The 14,104-nt window shown below is 56.8% G+C and carries 15 protein-coding genes; 9 read left to right on the forward strand and 6 right to left on the reverse strand.

Annotated elements, in window-relative coordinates; translation table 11 throughout:
* Positions 1-171 precede the first annotated feature (171 nt).
* Both LJD17_RS10920 and LJD17_RS10925 read left to right on the forward strand, forming a co-directional pair.
* On the forward strand, positions 172-603 hold the full coding sequence (locus LJD17_RS10920; RefSeq protein ID WP_227384182.1) for a hypothetical protein: 432 nt from the start codon (positions 172-174) through the stop codon (positions 601-603).
* A 124-nt stretch (positions 604-727) separates the two neighbouring features.
* Positions 728-973, forward strand: a complete 246-nt coding sequence (locus LJD17_RS10925; RefSeq protein ID WP_227384183.1) for a DUF6894 family protein — start codon at positions 728-730, stop codon at positions 971-973.
* 10 nt (positions 974-983) lie between these two features.
* On the opposite strand, the gene LJD17_RS10930 is transcribed toward LJD17_RS10925, so the two are convergent.
* Positions 984-1,805, reverse strand: a complete 822-nt coding sequence (locus LJD17_RS10930; RefSeq protein ID WP_227384184.1) for a DUF2189 domain-containing protein — start codon at positions 1,803-1,805, stop codon at positions 984-986.
* Between the two features lie 193 nt (positions 1,806-1,998).
* Entirely contained in the window at positions 1,999-2,829 is an 831-nt protein-coding gene (locus LJD17_RS10935; RefSeq protein ID WP_227384185.1) for an IclR family transcriptional regulator, read from the reverse strand.
* Between the two features lie 162 nt (positions 2,830-2,991).
* Here LJD17_RS10935 and LJD17_RS10940 point away from each other — a divergent pair, with 162 nt between their 5' ends.
* From LJD17_RS10940 to LJD17_RS10970, 7 genes are all read left to right on the forward strand, one after another.
* Entirely contained in the window at positions 2,992-4,053 is a 1,062-nt protein-coding gene (locus LJD17_RS10940) for an ABC transporter ATP-binding protein (RefSeq protein ID WP_227384186.1), read from the forward strand.
* 9 nt (positions 4,054-4,062) lie between these two features.
* Positions 4,063-4,923: an ABC transporter permease gene (locus LJD17_RS10945; protein WP_227384187.1), complete on the forward strand. Its 861-nt coding sequence runs from the start codon at positions 4,063-4,065 to the stop codon at positions 4,921-4,923.
* Between the two features lie 5 nt (positions 4,924-4,928).
* Entirely contained in the window at positions 4,929-5,723 is a 795-nt protein-coding gene (locus tag LJD17_RS10950; RefSeq protein WP_227384188.1) for an ABC transporter permease, read from the forward strand.
* 11 nt (positions 5,724-5,734) lie between these two features.
* Positions 5,735-6,016 (forward strand): (2Fe-2S)-binding protein, encoded by a 282-nt coding sequence (locus LJD17_RS10955; RefSeq protein WP_227384189.1) that lies wholly within the window; start codon positions 5,735-5,737, stop codon positions 6,014-6,016.
* A 5-nt stretch (positions 6,017-6,021) separates the two neighbouring features.
* Entirely contained in the window at positions 6,022-7,398 is a 1,377-nt protein-coding gene (locus tag LJD17_RS10960; protein WP_227384190.1) for an FAD/NAD(P)-dependent oxidoreductase, read from the forward strand.
* Entirely contained in the window at positions 7,395-8,537 is a 1,143-nt protein-coding gene (locus LJD17_RS10965; RefSeq protein WP_227384191.1) for an NAD(P)/FAD-dependent oxidoreductase, read from the forward strand. Before LJD17_RS10960 ends, LJD17_RS10965 begins: the two co-directional genes overlap by 4 nt.
* Positions 8,538-8,609: 72 nt before the next feature.
* Complete coding sequence (locus tag LJD17_RS10970) at positions 8,610-9,617, forward strand: ABC transporter substrate-binding protein (RefSeq protein ID WP_227384316.1); 1,008 nt, start codon at positions 8,610-8,612, stop codon at positions 9,615-9,617.
* A gap of 96 nt (positions 9,618-9,713) precedes the next feature.
* Here LJD17_RS10970 and LJD17_RS10975 read toward each other — a convergent pair whose 3' ends face one another.
* The 4 genes from LJD17_RS10975 to LJD17_RS10990 all read right to left on the reverse strand — a co-directional run bounded on the left by LJD17_RS10975 (position 9,714) and on the right by LJD17_RS10990 (position 13,985).
* Entirely contained in the window at positions 9,714-10,517 is an 804-nt protein-coding gene (locus LJD17_RS10975; RefSeq protein WP_227384192.1) for a PCC domain-containing protein, read from the reverse strand.
* 98 nt (positions 10,518-10,615) lie between these two features.
* The gene (locus LJD17_RS10980; RefSeq protein WP_227384193.1) at positions 10,616-11,419 is read right to left on the reverse strand and encodes an SDR family NAD(P)-dependent oxidoreductase; all 804 of its coding nucleotides are present in this window, start codon (positions 11,417-11,419) and stop codon (positions 10,616-10,618) included.
* A 67-nt stretch (positions 11,420-11,486) separates the two neighbouring features.
* Complete coding sequence (locus tag LJD17_RS10985) at positions 11,487-12,272, reverse strand: SDR family NAD(P)-dependent oxidoreductase (RefSeq protein WP_227384194.1); 786 nt, start codon at positions 12,270-12,272, stop codon at positions 11,487-11,489.
* A 69-nt stretch (positions 12,273-12,341) separates the two neighbouring features.
* Positions 12,342-13,985: an acyl-CoA synthetase gene (locus tag LJD17_RS10990; protein ID WP_227384195.1), complete on the reverse strand. Its 1,644-nt coding sequence runs from the start codon at positions 13,983-13,985 to the stop codon at positions 12,342-12,344.
* Between the last annotated feature and the right edge of the window lie 119 nt (positions 13,986-14,104).

Raw genomic sequence — 14,104 nt, forward strand, 5'->3', positions numbered from 1 at the left:
AATGTGCACATCCAGCATTCTCCCAGCGCAATTTATGGAAAGATAAGATTCTGCCAGTATCCTTGCACTCAACAATAATATCCCATGCGATGGAGAGCATGCTCTCATCACGACTTGGGATAAGCCTGTGCCTTGAGAGCTTCCACGGTTTTGAAAGCATATGGAGGAACGATGACAGATGATGAAGTCGAGATAATCGCCGCAGAGCTTGCAAAGGCCGGCGGCCATTCCTGGTACCCTGGCCGTGAGCGTGGGCCATTCAAGGTCGTGGCGGATCGCTATCGCGATCGAGCACGGCTCGCGATCGCCGCCCTCGATCGTTATCGCATCGGCAAATCGGGTGCTCCACTACCTGAAAATAGCGCCGAAGAGTACGATCTTCATGAAGGCCAAGCTCGCAGGCCATCCCTGGAAAAGGAAGAGCTCGCTGTCGGCAGCATCGTCTTATATCGCCCGCCAGGAGACAAAAGATTCTACCAGTGCCGGGTGGAGCAACTCGATGGCGACCGTGCCTATCTGGTACCCGACATGAAAATCTGTACGGGCTGGGTGGATATCAAGAACCTCTTCGACGCCGCTGCAGACACACAGCCGGAAGGCTAACGACGAGGCAAAAACTACCTTGGCAGTACCGAAAACAATTTAAAACTATTCTCACAATATTGTTTCAAAGGTAGCATTTTATTGACAGATGCTGCTCACTTGTTTTTAAGCGTCAGTTTCATCGATGCTGGTTTTTGCCGTGCGCTATTTCTTCAATCTTACAAACGGACAAGACGCCATTCGCGATGAAGAAGGAATGGAAGTGTCTGACGTCCAGTCCGCGCTGGCATCGGCCATGGAAGCCATCGAAGAGCTGCGCGCCGCCGACCCGTCTTACAGTCAAGATTGGCGTGGTTGGAATCTCGAAGTCGTCGACGCGGCCGGACGCCTCATCCAGCGCTTCCCTCTGGTTGATTCTGCGGCGCATTGATTGCGCCAAGCTAGGGCATAGAGCGTACCCTCGCCCCACCGTCAGGCTCTACGGCTTTGCGATAAAGATGCCATGTGGCGTGGCCCAGCACCGGCATGACGATGGCAAGACCGACGAAAAGGGGAATGCATCCGATCAGAAGCGCGACGGCGACGATTAATCCCCACAAGGCCATTGTCACGGGATTCACAGCCACAACCTTGATCGACGTATAGATCGCGACCGCCAGCCCCACATCCCGATCGAGAAGCAGCGGAAACGAGATGGCGCTGATGCTCAAAACCGTGACTGCAAAGACAAAGCCGATCGCGTTTCCGAGGAGGATCAGGCGCTGACCCTCAGATGTTGTCAGGACTTGGTGGAAGAAATTGGCATAATCCGGCGTCGCATACCCGAAAAGCGATTCATAAAGCGCCCTGGCGCTGCCGAGCCAAGCGAGGAATATGACGAGAAGCACAATGCCAAGCCCGATGATGGATGGCATCGAAGGAGACCGCAACACGTCGAATGCGTCCCGCCAGGTTGTTGACAGCCCCAGCTCGCGTCGCCTGCTGATTTCATAAAGACCCACGGCCGCGAATGGTCCGACGAGCGCAAAACCGGAAGCAAGAGGATAAAGGAGCGGCAACGCATTGTTGCTGAACGTCAGGGCAGCCAGACAGGCGCCGATGACCGGATACATTAATCCAATGAAGATGAGGTGCGAGGGCATCGCCCAAAAATCATCAAAGCCCTCTATCAAGGCTTCTCTCAGATCGGCGGGGGTAATCTTCCTGACGACAGGATGAACCGGGACTTCACCCGCACCAGCAACGACATGGAAATTGGCCATAACAGCTCCTTCCAAGGCTGAGGACAACCGGTCGGATGACGGCGCACGTACGAAGGCCACGCTTATCCGCGACCAGTCTTTCGACAATATAGGCCGATTTAGCGCAGATGTCGCCGTCGAAGCATACAGCCCGCAATCACGTGATCTCTGTCGAGGATATGGTTCCTTCGCGGTGCTTATCCGCGGCCGATGTCTAGGGTGTTCCAGCTCCCAGGCTTCGTGCAGGGTAGCGCAAGGTGGGATCGAACGGGTTTAGATGGTGCCCAAGAACCTCCGCTTCTTTCTGCAGGAGGCTTGCCACGACCGGAAGCCGGTCGTCGCGCAGGCGCTCAGCCAAGGTTCCGATGCTGATCGCGGCAACAGCGCGGCCCCCGGCATCACAGATCGGGACGCCGACACCCGCCATTCCGGGAATGAGCCCGGTGTTGATGCTGGCCCAACCGGTTTTCCGGACATTCTCGATATGCATTCTCAGGCCAACCTCGTCCAGAAAGCCCCGATCGAGAAGACGCGGCACATTAAATCTGATGACGGCCTCGCGCTCGTCCTCGGGCAAATAGGCAAGCATGGCGAGACTGCCCTGTCCGAGGCCGAGCGGCACCTTGCCACCGATATCGCCTGTGAAGGACCGGATCGGAAATGGGCCCTCCACCCGGTCCAGGCACACTGCGTCGAACCCATGACGCACGAGGAGAAATACCGTATCGCCAAGCGTCGCGGAGAGACGCAGAAGAGCAGGCCTTGCCAGATTGCGAAGGCCGTCCGCATGCCCGGCTTTCGCGGCGAGCACGAAGAAGTCGAGGGCTAGCCGGTACTTTCGCGTCGATCCGATCTGTTCAACGAAACCCTCCGCCATCAAGGCTTTCATCGCCCGGTGGACGCTGGGCTGGGTCAGGCCGCTTGCTTCGGCAATGTCCGTCAACCGCATCCCCTGGGGATCCCCGGACCCAAGCAATTTGAGAAGACCCAGAGCGCGGCGGAACCCCGAAGCGCCATTTTCGTTTTCCGGAATTTTCTTTGTCATCGACCGCCATTTGTTTCACATAGCGGAACAAAAATCAAAAATATTCCGCATACTGAAATGCTAACGTTGACTTAGATCATAATCTTAGCCGTCATATCAATCCAAGCGTTGCGCCCTGAGAGCGCCTGCAAATCCGGCGCTGGAAATGATCTGGAGGATCGCTTGGCATTTTTGAACCTCGAGCAGGTTTCCAAGGATTTTGGCCCGGTCACCGCCGTGTGCAACGTGAGCCTTGGCATCGAAAAGGGAGAGTTTGTTTCTCTCCTGGGCCCGTCCGGCTGCGGCAAAACCACGACGTTGCAGATGATCGCGGGCTTGGTCGAACCCAGCGGCGGCAGAATCTCTCTCGATGGTCGCGACATCACCTATGAGAAACCCAATCGCCGGGGCTTGGGGGTGGTTTTCCAGAGCTATGCTCTGTTTCCTCATATGACGGTTGCGGAGAATGTCGCGTTCGGCCTCGAGATGCGTCGTGTCCCGCGCAGCGAGCGGAATGAGCGGGTTCGCGAGGCGCTTTCCCTCGTGCAGCTCGCATCGTTCGCGGATCGATACCCTCGGCAACTCTCTGGAGGCCAGCGGCAGCGCGTTGCCATTGCCCGCGCCTTGGTGATTTCCCCGCCGGTTCTGCTTCTTGACGAGCCCTTGTCCAATCTCGACGCGAAGCTGCGGGAGGAAATGCAGTTCGAACTCCGTCGCATCCAGCGGAAGGTCGGTACAACGACCATAATGGTGACGCACGATCAGGCGGAGGCCCTTTCCATCAGTGATCGTGTCGTGGTCATGGAGGCCGGGCGTATGACGCAGGTCGACGCGCCGTACCGCCTTTATGAGCAACCCTCGAACGCCTTCATTTCCTCCTTCGTCGGAAAGACCAATCTTCTCGCGGGCAAATGGCGGCGCAACGGCGCATCCGCCTATGTGGAAATCAAGGGAATTTCCTTAGAGGCGCCGATAGCCGACCTCAGCGACGCGGCTCCTGTCATGCTGTCGATTCGGCCCGAGAAGATTCTGCTGCGCGAACCGGGGGCCGGACGCCTCGATGGGCGCGTGACGAACCGTTTCTTCCTCGGAAGCCAGTGGCTCTTCACCATAGAGACCGTCGCAGGAACAATGACGGTTGCAATCCCCAATCAAGGGGGAGACCCGCCTCTTGAGGGCTCCGCCGTCGGACTGGATTGGACGCTCACCAATCTCCGCGTCATTCCGGACACAGCAAACCTCTGAGGAGCAAGGATGATACGGCGCTCCCCATTCACATTTGCTCCCTGGCTGCTCGCAGGACCTGGGGCCCTTTTCTTTTTCGGCCTCGTCATACTGCCTCTGTGCCTGACCGTCATCCTGTCATTCCATGCCTATGATCATTCGAAAGGCATACAGGACACCTTCACGCTCTCTCATTACGCCGCCGTCGTCACCGACGAGTACTATTTAAGCATTTTCCTGCGCACCTTGAGGATTTCCGCTCTCACGACCTTGATCTGTGCGGCAATCGGCGTGCCCGAAGCCTATATCCTGTCACGAATGCGGGACCCATGGCGGTCCGTCTTTCTTCTCGTCATCATCGGCCCGCTGCTCGTCTCGGTTGTTGTAAGAGCCTTCGGTTGGAGCATGTTGCTCGGCTCTCAAGGCATCTTGAACCAAGCCCTGCATCTGTTGGGCCTCCCATCCGCCAAAATTCTCTACACCGAGACGGCAATCGTCATCGCTCTCGTTCACGTGATGCTGCCGTTCATGGTGATCCCGGTATGGACGGCGCTTCAGAAGCTCGACCCGATGGTGGAGGCAGCGGCCTGGACGCTTGGCGCATCGAGATTCACGGCCCTACGCCGAATTGTCATGCCTCAGGTTTCTCTCGGCGTGCTTTCCGGCAGCCTCATCGTCTTCGGTTTGTCAGCCAGCGCCTTCGCGGTCCCTGCCCTTCTGGGCGGACGCCGCCTCAAGATGGCGGCAACCCTGGTTTATGACGAATACCTGCAGGAGCTCAACTGGCCCCTCGGAGCCGCGATAGCCATCATTGTCCTCGTGGCCAACCTTTGCATTATGCTCGCTTACAATCGCATGATCGAGGTTCGCGCGAGACGGACCTTGGGGTAACGGACATGCAGCGAAACGGCCCCATTGCTCTCGCGTTTCACATTCTCGTCGTCACTTTTGTGCTGGCGCCACTCGTCATCATCTGCCTCGTCGCATTCACGCCGGAAAACACGCTGACTCTGCCGACGACCGGGATATCCTTGCGCTGGTTCAAGGCGGTTTTCGCTCATCCCGACTTCGTAACTTCGTTTTGGAATAGCATTTGGCTTGCGACGATTTCCGCAACGCTCTCGGTCGCCCTCGCAGTTCCGGCGGCCCTTGCGATTAGTCGTTACAGCTTTCCAGGGCGGGATTTCTTGAACGCTCTGTTTCTTTCCCCGCTGATTATCCCCCATCTGGTTCTGGGAGTTGCGTTCCTTCGTCTCTTCGCACTCATCGGCGTCGGCGGCAGCTTCGCCTGGCTTGTGGCAACCCACATCATTGTCGTGACGCCCTATGTCCTGCGTCTGGTACTTGCAGCCTTATCGGGACTGGACCGCAGTGCTGAGCAGGCGGCAAGAACTCTTGGTGCCGGCGAGTGGACGACCTTCCGCCGCATCACGGCTCCGATGATCCTGCCCGGTATAACGGGCGGATGGCTGCTCGCGTTCATCAACAGCTTCGACGAATTGACAATGTCGATCTTCGTCACTTCGCCGGCCACCGTCACGCTGCCTGTACGCATGTACATGTACGCCACGGAATCCATCGATCCCATGATGGCCGCCGTTTCAGCTCTCATGATCGCCCTCACTGCTGTCGCCATGCTGGTTCTCGATCGCACATTCGGGCTCGATCGCATTCTTGTCGGACAGCGCTAGGGAGAATGAAAATGGCTCTTCTCAAGCGCCTCGTCCGACAGAACTACCCGGAAGTCCCCTTCACGCTCGACGGGGTCTCCTGCGTCGGCCGTTCCGGCGACACCGTCCTCACGGCTGTTCTCACGCACGCTGATCGGCTCCGCCACAGCGACTTTTCCAAATCACCGCGCGCAGGCTTCTGCCAGATGGGTTCATGCCAGGATTGCTGGATCCTTACAGCGGACGGCAGGAGAATTCGCGCCTGCGCCACGATTCTGGAGCCCGGAATGACGCTTCTTACGGGATTGGAATAAAGGCCGTGAAAGAGAGAGTTCGTCCGCTCATCATTGGCGCAGGGCCGGCTGGAATCCGAGCCGCGGAGGCTCTTGTCGATGCGGGCATCAAACCCGTCGTCGTGGATGAGGCTCCCTTAGGTGGCGGGCAGATCTATCGTCAGAGAATTGTCCCGGACGAACGCACAGCCCGCGATCTCTATGGCTCGGAGGCCGGCAAAGCGACAGCGCTTCATAAGACCCTCGCGGGGCTTCAAGACCGCATTGATTATCGTCCCAGAACACTCGCATGGAACATCCGAGACAATATTGCCGATGTCATGACCGATGGCCGGGGCGGGAGAATCCCGTTCAGCCATGTGATCCTGTCTACTGGGGCTACGGACCGTGTTTTGCCCATTCCTGGTTGGACGCTCCCAGGTGTCTTCACCCTCGGCGGCGCGCAGATCGCTTTGAAATCGCAAGGTTGCGCCATCGGTGAGCAAATCGTTTTCCTCGGGTCCGGCCCCCTGCTCTATCTCGTCGCTTGGCAGTATATGAAGGCTGGCGGGCATGTTGCTGCTGTTCTCGATACGGCGCCGCTTTCCGCGAAGTTCCATTTGCTGCGCGGATTACTCTTGTATCCAGGCATTGTCGTCCGTGGCATCCGCTATGTGGCGGACCTCATGGCGAGAGGAGTGAAGGTAAGGTTCGGAATCGAGCCTGTCCGTATCGAGGGCGATACGCAGGTTAAAGGACTTGTCTGGCGGGACCGCGGAACCGATCACCATATCGCGTGTGATGCTGTCGGTTATGGATTTGCTCTTCGTTCAGAGACGCAGCTCGCCGATCTTGCAGGCTGCCAGTTTGTTTTCGACAAGAGGGATCGTGCGTGGCAGCCTGTGTGTGACGGAGCCGGACGCTCCAGCAAACCGGGCATCTACCTCGCGGGAGATGGCGTCCGGATCAGCGGCGCGGATTCTGCCGAGCTGGCGGGAGAAAGAGCCGGTCTAGCGCTTATTGAGGATTGCGGCTTTCCAGTCGACAAAGTGAGAATTGAAGTCCTGGAGCGCAGACTGAACAGGGTTCAACGCTTCCGCGGCATTCTTGAACAAGCATTTCCCTTCCCGGAAAGCTTGGTGAGAAGTCTTGCGGATGACGTCCTCCTCTGCCGTTGCGAAGAAGTATCAATCGGGAATGTGCGCAGCAGTGCCCAAAAATTTGACATTACAGATCTGAACCGTCTGAAAGCACTGACCCGCGTCGGAATGGGGCGATGTCAAGGGCGCGTCTGTGGCAGCGGAGCCGCAGAGATCCTCGCTCACGCCAGCGGGAGATCCCTTGAAGATGTCGGCCGGCTTCGGTCGCAGCCCCCGATCAAACCGCTCCCACTCGATCTTTCCTCAGACGGAGAAGCTGCATGAATGCAGTTGTCGTGACGGACGTGGCCATCATCGGCGGCGGCCTCGTCGGCAGCTCAGCTGCGCTTGCATTGAGGCGAATGGGATTTTCGGTGGTTCTGCTCGATAAAGGCTTCTGTGGGGCACAGGCGAGCGGGGTGAATTATGGTGGCGTGCGGCGGCAAGGCCGTCCGCCCGAGCAGATACCGCTGTCTCAGCGGGCTCACGCGATTTGGCCACGTCTGCGGGAGGTGATTGGAACAGACGGAGAGTTCATCCGCTCCGGGCACCTGAAGCTTGCCCGAACCGAAGCCGAGATGGCCTCCCTTGAAGCCTATGCCGCTCGGGTTTCAAGGCATGACCTCGGTTTGGAGCTTATCGGACACAACGGGCTACGCGAACGTTTCCCATGGATCGCGGACGATGTGGTTGGCGCATCCCTCTGTGCGGGCGATGGACATGCCAATCCCCGCATTGTCTCGGCCGCGTTCGCTCATGCCGCCCGCATGTCCGGTGCACAGGTCCTAGAGAACACGCCGGTCCTTCATGTTGAAAAGGTATCGGATACCTTTCACATGCAAGCGAGCGGCGGAGCGGAAATCAGATCCAGATTTCTGATCAACAGCGCTGGCGCCTGGGCAGGAGCCTTTGCGGAGGCATTCGGAGAGCCTGTTCCTCTCAAACGCATCTACCCCAGCATGATCGTGACAGAGCCTCTTCCTCTCTTCATGAGCGTCAACATCGGCGCGGAAGGCGGAGGAGTTTATGCGCGCCAAGTCGAACGCGGCAATTGTATTGTCGGCGGCGTTCGAGGAGAGCCGCTGGATGATCCCGATTTCTCCCGTCCGACGGGGTCCGGTGCTCTCACTATCATGAATCGGGCAGCGCGGCTCTTTCCAACGTTGCAGAAGGCACACGCCATTCGTTTCTGGAGTGGAACGGAGGGCGAGATGGACGACCGGAACCCTATCATCGGTCCAAGCCGTACGACCTCCGGCTTGTTTCATGCTTTCGGATTCTCGGGAGCCGGTTTCCAGATCGCACCAGGTGTCGGCGAAGTGCTGGCCGAACTGGTTCGGGACGGCGAGAGCAGCACGTCACTCGACAGTTTTTCGATCGATCGGTTTACCCGTGCAGACCAGGCTCGCACGCGGGTATTGTAATTGAGCCGTCAAAGAGGGAAATATCTCATGAACAGGACCACATTTCTCCAAAGCGTCGCAGTTGCCGCATTCATGGCAACAGCCGCCGGCGCCGCCCACGCTCAGACGAAGACGCTCTATGTGGGCATGAATGGAGGCAACTTTGAAAAGACCTTCACGGACCACGTATTTCCTGACTTCGAAAAAGCCAATAACGTCAAGATAGTCGTCGTTCCCGGCACCTCGTCCGATATTCTGGCGAAAGCCACTGCGGCGAAGGGCAATCCACAGATGCACGTCATGTTTCTTGATGACGGCGTGATGGTGCGCGCCATTGGAGCCGGCCTGTGCGAGAAGATCAAAGAGAGTGCCGTTCTGTCTGATCTCGCTCCCGGAGCACGTCTCAAGAACGATATGGCCATCGGAATCGATCTTGGAATGACGGGCCTGGCCTACAACAAAAAGATGTTTGACGAGAAAGGCTGGGCACCTCCGACATCCTGGATGGACCTCGCGGATCCCAAGTACAAGGAAAAGGTTGTTTTCCAGTCCGCCTCCGCCTCATCGTTCGGACTTCACGCATTTCTCATGTTCAATCGCATCCAAGGTGGATCCGAGCAGAACGTCGAGCCGGGATTCTCCAAGTTCAAGACGACAATCGGCCCCAACGTTCTTGAATATATCCCGAGCTCCGCCAAGATCTCGGAAATGGTTCAAACCGGCGATGCGGCGATCTTCCCGCTCACTCCTACGGCCGTCGGAGCCCTCCAGGAAAAGAACATTCCCGTAGAATATGCCCAGCCGAAAGAGGGCTCGGTTGTGCTCATGGTTACCGAATGCGTTATCGCGAACAACAGCGAACCTGAACTGGCGCAAAAGCTCGCCGCCTATCTTCTGTCGCCGGAGGCTCAAAGCAAGGCCCTGCAGCACGGCAATATCGTTCCATCAAATGTGAACGCTAAAGCGGCGACGCCGGAAGCCGAAGCCAAGCTTCACAAGTTCCACGAATATATGAAGACGGCTGTTACCCTCGACTGGGACGCGATCAATGAGAAGCGCCCGGAATGGAACAGCCGCTGGAACCGGATGATCGAACGCTGAAGCCTATGGCAATCGAGGCGGGCTCTCCTATGGCCCGCCTCTTGATAACAGCCTACCGCGGCAAGCCCGACCGCCAGACGAAGAGAACCTCGCAGACTACAGAAGCTCTTCGATGAGCAACTCGAAAGTGACGCAAACCGGGTTATCTGCTCTAGCAATAATACCGTGATAGATTTTGCCATTCACATCAACGACGTCCAAATCGAGCGTCGCCACGAGACTGCCCTCCCGATTGCTCACTTCACCGTTACGGATCAAAACTTCCGTGGCTCGGGATTCTACATAAAGGTCATTCGCAAAACGCACCTCGTTTAAGCTGCCGATGCCATGCACTTTGGCGGCTCGAATGTTCGCCTGAGCACAAATGCTCTCCACAGCAAGGCTGATATCTTGATTGGGGCGCACCTTTGCCAGAATGGCCCGTGGCCCCGCTTCCGGTCTTCCATCAAGAACACGTGTCGGCTCGAACAGAGTGAAGTTGGTCTCTTGATCAGGCGATGCTCTGAAGGTCGCCGACCTGGTGCCAATTCCGGTGATCATGATCGGCTCGCTGACGATGGTATCTGACGCGAGCATATGACCCATCCGGGGGCCATCTCGTGTTTGCCATATTCCGTGGCAGTGAACGAATGGGCTTTCATCGCGCCATCCCGCAATGACGCAGGCCCGGTCAACGACAACCGGGCCGTCCGGTTCAAAGGTGTCGCTGTACCATGCTACGTGAAGCCCGTCCGAGGACAACGCCGGCATCACGTATTTGAACGTATCAAACCTCCCGCCGTGGAACATGAGGACGGCTCCAAGACATTCGGATGCAGCGAGCCCTTTCGCAATAGCCTCATTCACAGAGTGCCCCGGTTCAAGCGCGAAGCGGAGAGGAACGGCTTTGTCCTCGACCATGCTTATGCGCTCGGGCAAGACAGGACCGGGATGCAAAATTTGCCTTAACATCACGCTTCCTTCATGCGTTCACGAATCTACGAAGAATAGCCGGGCGACTAAGAAAATTCAGATACAGAACAACTTTGTCCGCCATCGACAGGCAAGCATACACCAGTGATGAACTGAGCATCATCCGAGGCGAGGAAAACCGCAGCGTTTGCAATGTCCCAAGCCGTTCCCATCCTGCCGAGCGGAACCGCTGCATTGCGCGCTGCCACCATATCCTCGACCGAGGCATACTGGTTCGAAATCTGCTTGTAGATCAATGGCGTGTCCATCAGGCCCGGCATGATGCAATTGGCTCGGATCCCACTACGGGCATATTGCATGGCGAGCGCAACCGTCGCCTGATTGACCGCTGCCTTCATGGCGTAATAGGCGAAATAGGGATATCCCGTCCATCGAACCGCGGCCAGAGACGAAATATTGATGATTGCTCCCTTCTTCTGACGGAGCATGTGAGGGATCACGAGCTTGGCCGTTCGATAAACCGATCCAATATTGAGATTCACGGCGGTATTGAATTGTTCCTCACTGAGCTCAACCGGACCGCCCATATGTGTCACACCGACATTGTTGTGTAAGATGTCGATGCTGCCGAATGCCGCCGCGGCTTCTGAAACGGCTCTGTCGATGGAGTTTAGATCTGTAACGTCAGCAGCAATCGCAAGGGCGTCTCTTCCTTCTTGTGAAATGATGTCGGCAGTCTCCTGAGCCGCGTCTTTCACGCTGTCGACGCAGACAACCCTTGCTCCTTCACGAGCATAAGCAACTGCCGCTGCCTTCCCGTTTCCCCAGCCGGGCCCCGATGAGCCCGCGCCGAACACAATGACAGATCTGCCCTTCAGACGATCACCCATAGAGACCTCAAATCCGTACCTCGCCGACCGTTCGATCACCTGCAAAATGGCCGTATGGAGGCTGAACTCATCCCGGTACCGCTCCGTTTGCTGGAGACGTGCCCATGATTCCTGCAATGGAGAAGCCGCCATCAACGCAAATCGTCTGGCCTGTAATATAGCTTGACTTCTGCGGATCGAGCAGAAACAGCGCCGCCCCTGCAATTTCCGATGGTGATCCGTAGCGCCCTTGAGGCACTGATTTCATCCAGGCCTTCCGCACGTCCGGAGTATGAACTTCGCGAACGAGTGGTGTTTCAACAGGACCAGGCGCAATAGCGTTGACGCGTATTCCATCCGCTGCCAATTCGACAGCCATGACTTTCGTCATGGCAATAACGCCTCCTTTGGACGCTCCATAAGCGACGCGGCCCTTGTTCCCCTTGATACCTGACACGGACGCGATATTGACGATCGAGCCACCACCACGGCTCTTCATCCTTCTCGCTGCTTCCCGGGATACCACGAAACTCCCGACAAGATTCACTTCGAGCATGCCCCTGAAGAGGTCGACACTGGTTTCGAGGGCAGGTACATCCTTTCCTAAGCCCGCCGAATTCACGATTCCTGTTAGAGGACCAAATTCTTCATCGCAAGCGACCACAGCGCGGGTAACGGCCGCCTCGTCCGCCACGTTCAATTGCTCATAGCGAACCCAGTTCTCGGATGGCTCGAGAGAGTCTCTGCATTGTTTGAGGCTTTCCGAGTTCATGTCTGCAACAACAACCCGCCATCCCTCCGCAAGGACCGCCTCCACGATCGCCAAGCCAATACCCGATGCCCCTCCCGTCACAAGCACCGTCTGCTGAACCATGATCACCTCCTTGCGATAGACATTATTGTTGGCCGAGGCGCTCCTCAGATTGGAATGTGTGGCGGCGGCCTAGTGATTTGATCCCGCGAACGCATCGAGGGGAAGATCGCCCCGCGCCGCCAGCTCCGACCGGATGTCCTTCTTCGCAATCTTGCCATACGCTGATTTCGGCAGAGCATCCCAGAAAAGCACGTGCTTCGGCATCTTGTAGCGAGCAACTTTGCCTTCGACCCAAGCAAGAACATCACGTTCACTTACGCGTGCTTGGGGTCGCAGAACACAGACTGCAACGCCCACTTCACCCCAGGTCTTATGGGGTACGCCAAGAACGGCGACTTCTGCTACATCCGGATGCGTCAGGATTTTCTCTTCGATCTCTCGCGGGTATATGTTCGATCCGCCGGAGATGTACATGTCCGAAGATCGACCGGTAATATAAAGGTATCCCTCGCGGTCCATGTGGCCGAGATCCCCTGTTCGAAACCATCCGTCGCGAAATGCTTTGGCATTGGCTTCGGGGTTGTCATAGTAGCCGGCGAACACGGCAGGACCGCAGACACAGATTTCGCCGGTTTCGTGAGTTCCCAGTTCACGCCCTTGTTCATCCTGAATTGAAATCTGCATACCTGTCCGTTCATATCCGCAGGTCCCGACCTTTACGTCCAGACCGTCATTTGGATCATGAAGTTCAGGTGGAAGCACAGTAATGTTCCCTGTTACCTCACCGAGGCCAAAGTACTGAACCAGGACCTTGCCCAGTTTCCTCAAGGCGTGCTTCTGGTCTTCCCGGTACATGGGCGCGCCGGCATAGATGACGTAGCGCAGCGACGAATGATTATACCGGTCAACGGCCGGGTGCTCGGTCAGCAGTTTGACGATGGTCGGAACAGTGAACAGATTCGTCACATTCCATCGCTCGACGAGCCTCCATGCCTCGTCAGCATCAAACTTGTCGTTTGCAAGCAGGACGGTCTTTGCGCCTCGCGCCACCTGCGTTAGCTGATGGACCCCAGCCCCATGGGACAATGGCGCAACCACCAATGAACTGTCTCTGTATGTTGTCCCCGGCATGAGATCACAGAGATGATTTGTTACGACGAATGCCATTTGGCCGTGTGTAAGGACGGCAGCCTTAGGACGGCCCGTCGTGCCGGAGGTGAAAAAGAACCAACATGGGTCGTCGTACTCGACGGCTGCCATCGGTGGAACATCACCGAGATGTCGATCTACGAGAGTGTCATAATCTTCGCCGAAACCGGCGGGACCAATGGAAATAGTTAAGCGAATATCCGGAGCCGTCTGACGAACAGCTGCAACGTGGTCCGGAAAGTCACAGTGGCAGATAATGACGGATGCACCGCTGGATTGGGAAAGATAAGCCACTTCTTCGGGTGTTTGACGAAAATTGGCCGGCACCCATATCGCGCCGATGTAGAAACAGGCGAACATCGACTCGAACATCTGATTGCAATTCTTCGATTGCACCAGAATACGGTCACCCTTCTTGACACCTTGGGTGGCAAGAGCTGCCGCCATGGCCTTTACGCGTTGATGCAAATCCGCCCAACTCCATGTATCCTCCCCCCATACGAGAGCAATCTCGTCTCGATGCCGAGCTGCTGACTGGCCAACGAAGTGAGCCAGATTCATGACTTTCTTGGAGATCGGCAAGATGCTGCTGGACGGCTGAGCCATCATGCTGAGTGATTCCATGTGAGAGCGCACGCCCCTTGGTGATCGGTGGTTTCCCTCACTGGGAAAAATCTGGCCATATGATCATCTCCAACATCGCCCTAGTCATTCTGCTGTTCTTTGTAGAAAGACTTGATCTG

The organism is Microvirga rosea, assembly GCF_020595095.1.
Classification (GTDB): domain Bacteria; phylum Pseudomonadota; class Alphaproteobacteria; order Rhizobiales; family Beijerinckiaceae; genus Microvirga; species Microvirga rosea.

Bases quoted from the DNA above. Each gene is read 5' to 3' on its own strand.
- LJD17_RS10920 (WP_227384182.1), top strand. From the start codon at position 172: ATGACAGATGATGAAGTCGAGATAATCGCCGCAGAGCTTGCAAAGGCC.
- LJD17_RS10925 (WP_227384183.1), top strand. From the start codon at position 728: ATGCTGGTTTTTGCCGTGCGCTATTTCTTCAATCTTACAAACGGACAA.
- LJD17_RS10930 (WP_227384184.1), bottom strand. From the start codon at position 1,805: ATGGCCAATTTCCATGTCGTTGCTGGTGCGGGTGAAGTCCCGGTTCAT.
- LJD17_RS10935 (WP_227384185.1), bottom strand. From the start codon at position 2,829: ATGACAAAGAAAATTCCGGAAAACGAAAATGGCGCTTCGGGGTTCCGC.
- LJD17_RS10945 (WP_227384187.1), top strand. From the start codon at position 4,063: ATGATACGGCGCTCCCCATTCACATTTGCTCCCTGGCTGCTCGCAGGA.
- LJD17_RS10950 (WP_227384188.1), top strand. From the start codon at position 4,929: ATGCAGCGAAACGGCCCCATTGCTCTCGCGTTTCACATTCTCGTCGTC.
- LJD17_RS10955 (WP_227384189.1), top strand. From the start codon at position 5,735: ATGGCTCTTCTCAAGCGCCTCGTCCGACAGAACTACCCGGAAGTCCCC.
- LJD17_RS10965 (WP_227384191.1), top strand. From the start codon at position 7,395: ATGAATGCAGTTGTCGTGACGGACGTGGCCATCATCGGCGGCGGCCTC.
- LJD17_RS10970 (WP_227384316.1), top strand. From the start codon at position 8,610: ATGGCAACAGCCGCCGGCGCCGCCCACGCTCAGACGAAGACGCTCTAT.
- LJD17_RS10975 (WP_227384192.1), bottom strand. From the start codon at position 10,517: ATGGTCGAGGACAAAGCCGTTCCTCTCCGCTTCGCGCTTGAACCGGGG.
- LJD17_RS10980 (WP_227384193.1), bottom strand. From the start codon at position 11,419: ATGGGTGATCGTCTGAAGGGCAGATCTGTCATTGTGTTCGGCGCGGGC.
- LJD17_RS10985 (WP_227384194.1), bottom strand. From the start codon at position 12,272: ATGGTTCAGCAGACGGTGCTTGTGACGGGAGGGGCATCGGGTATTGGC.
- LJD17_RS10990 (WP_227384195.1), bottom strand. From the start codon at position 13,985: ATGGAATCACTCAGCATGATGGCTCAGCCGTCCAGCAGCATCTTGCCG.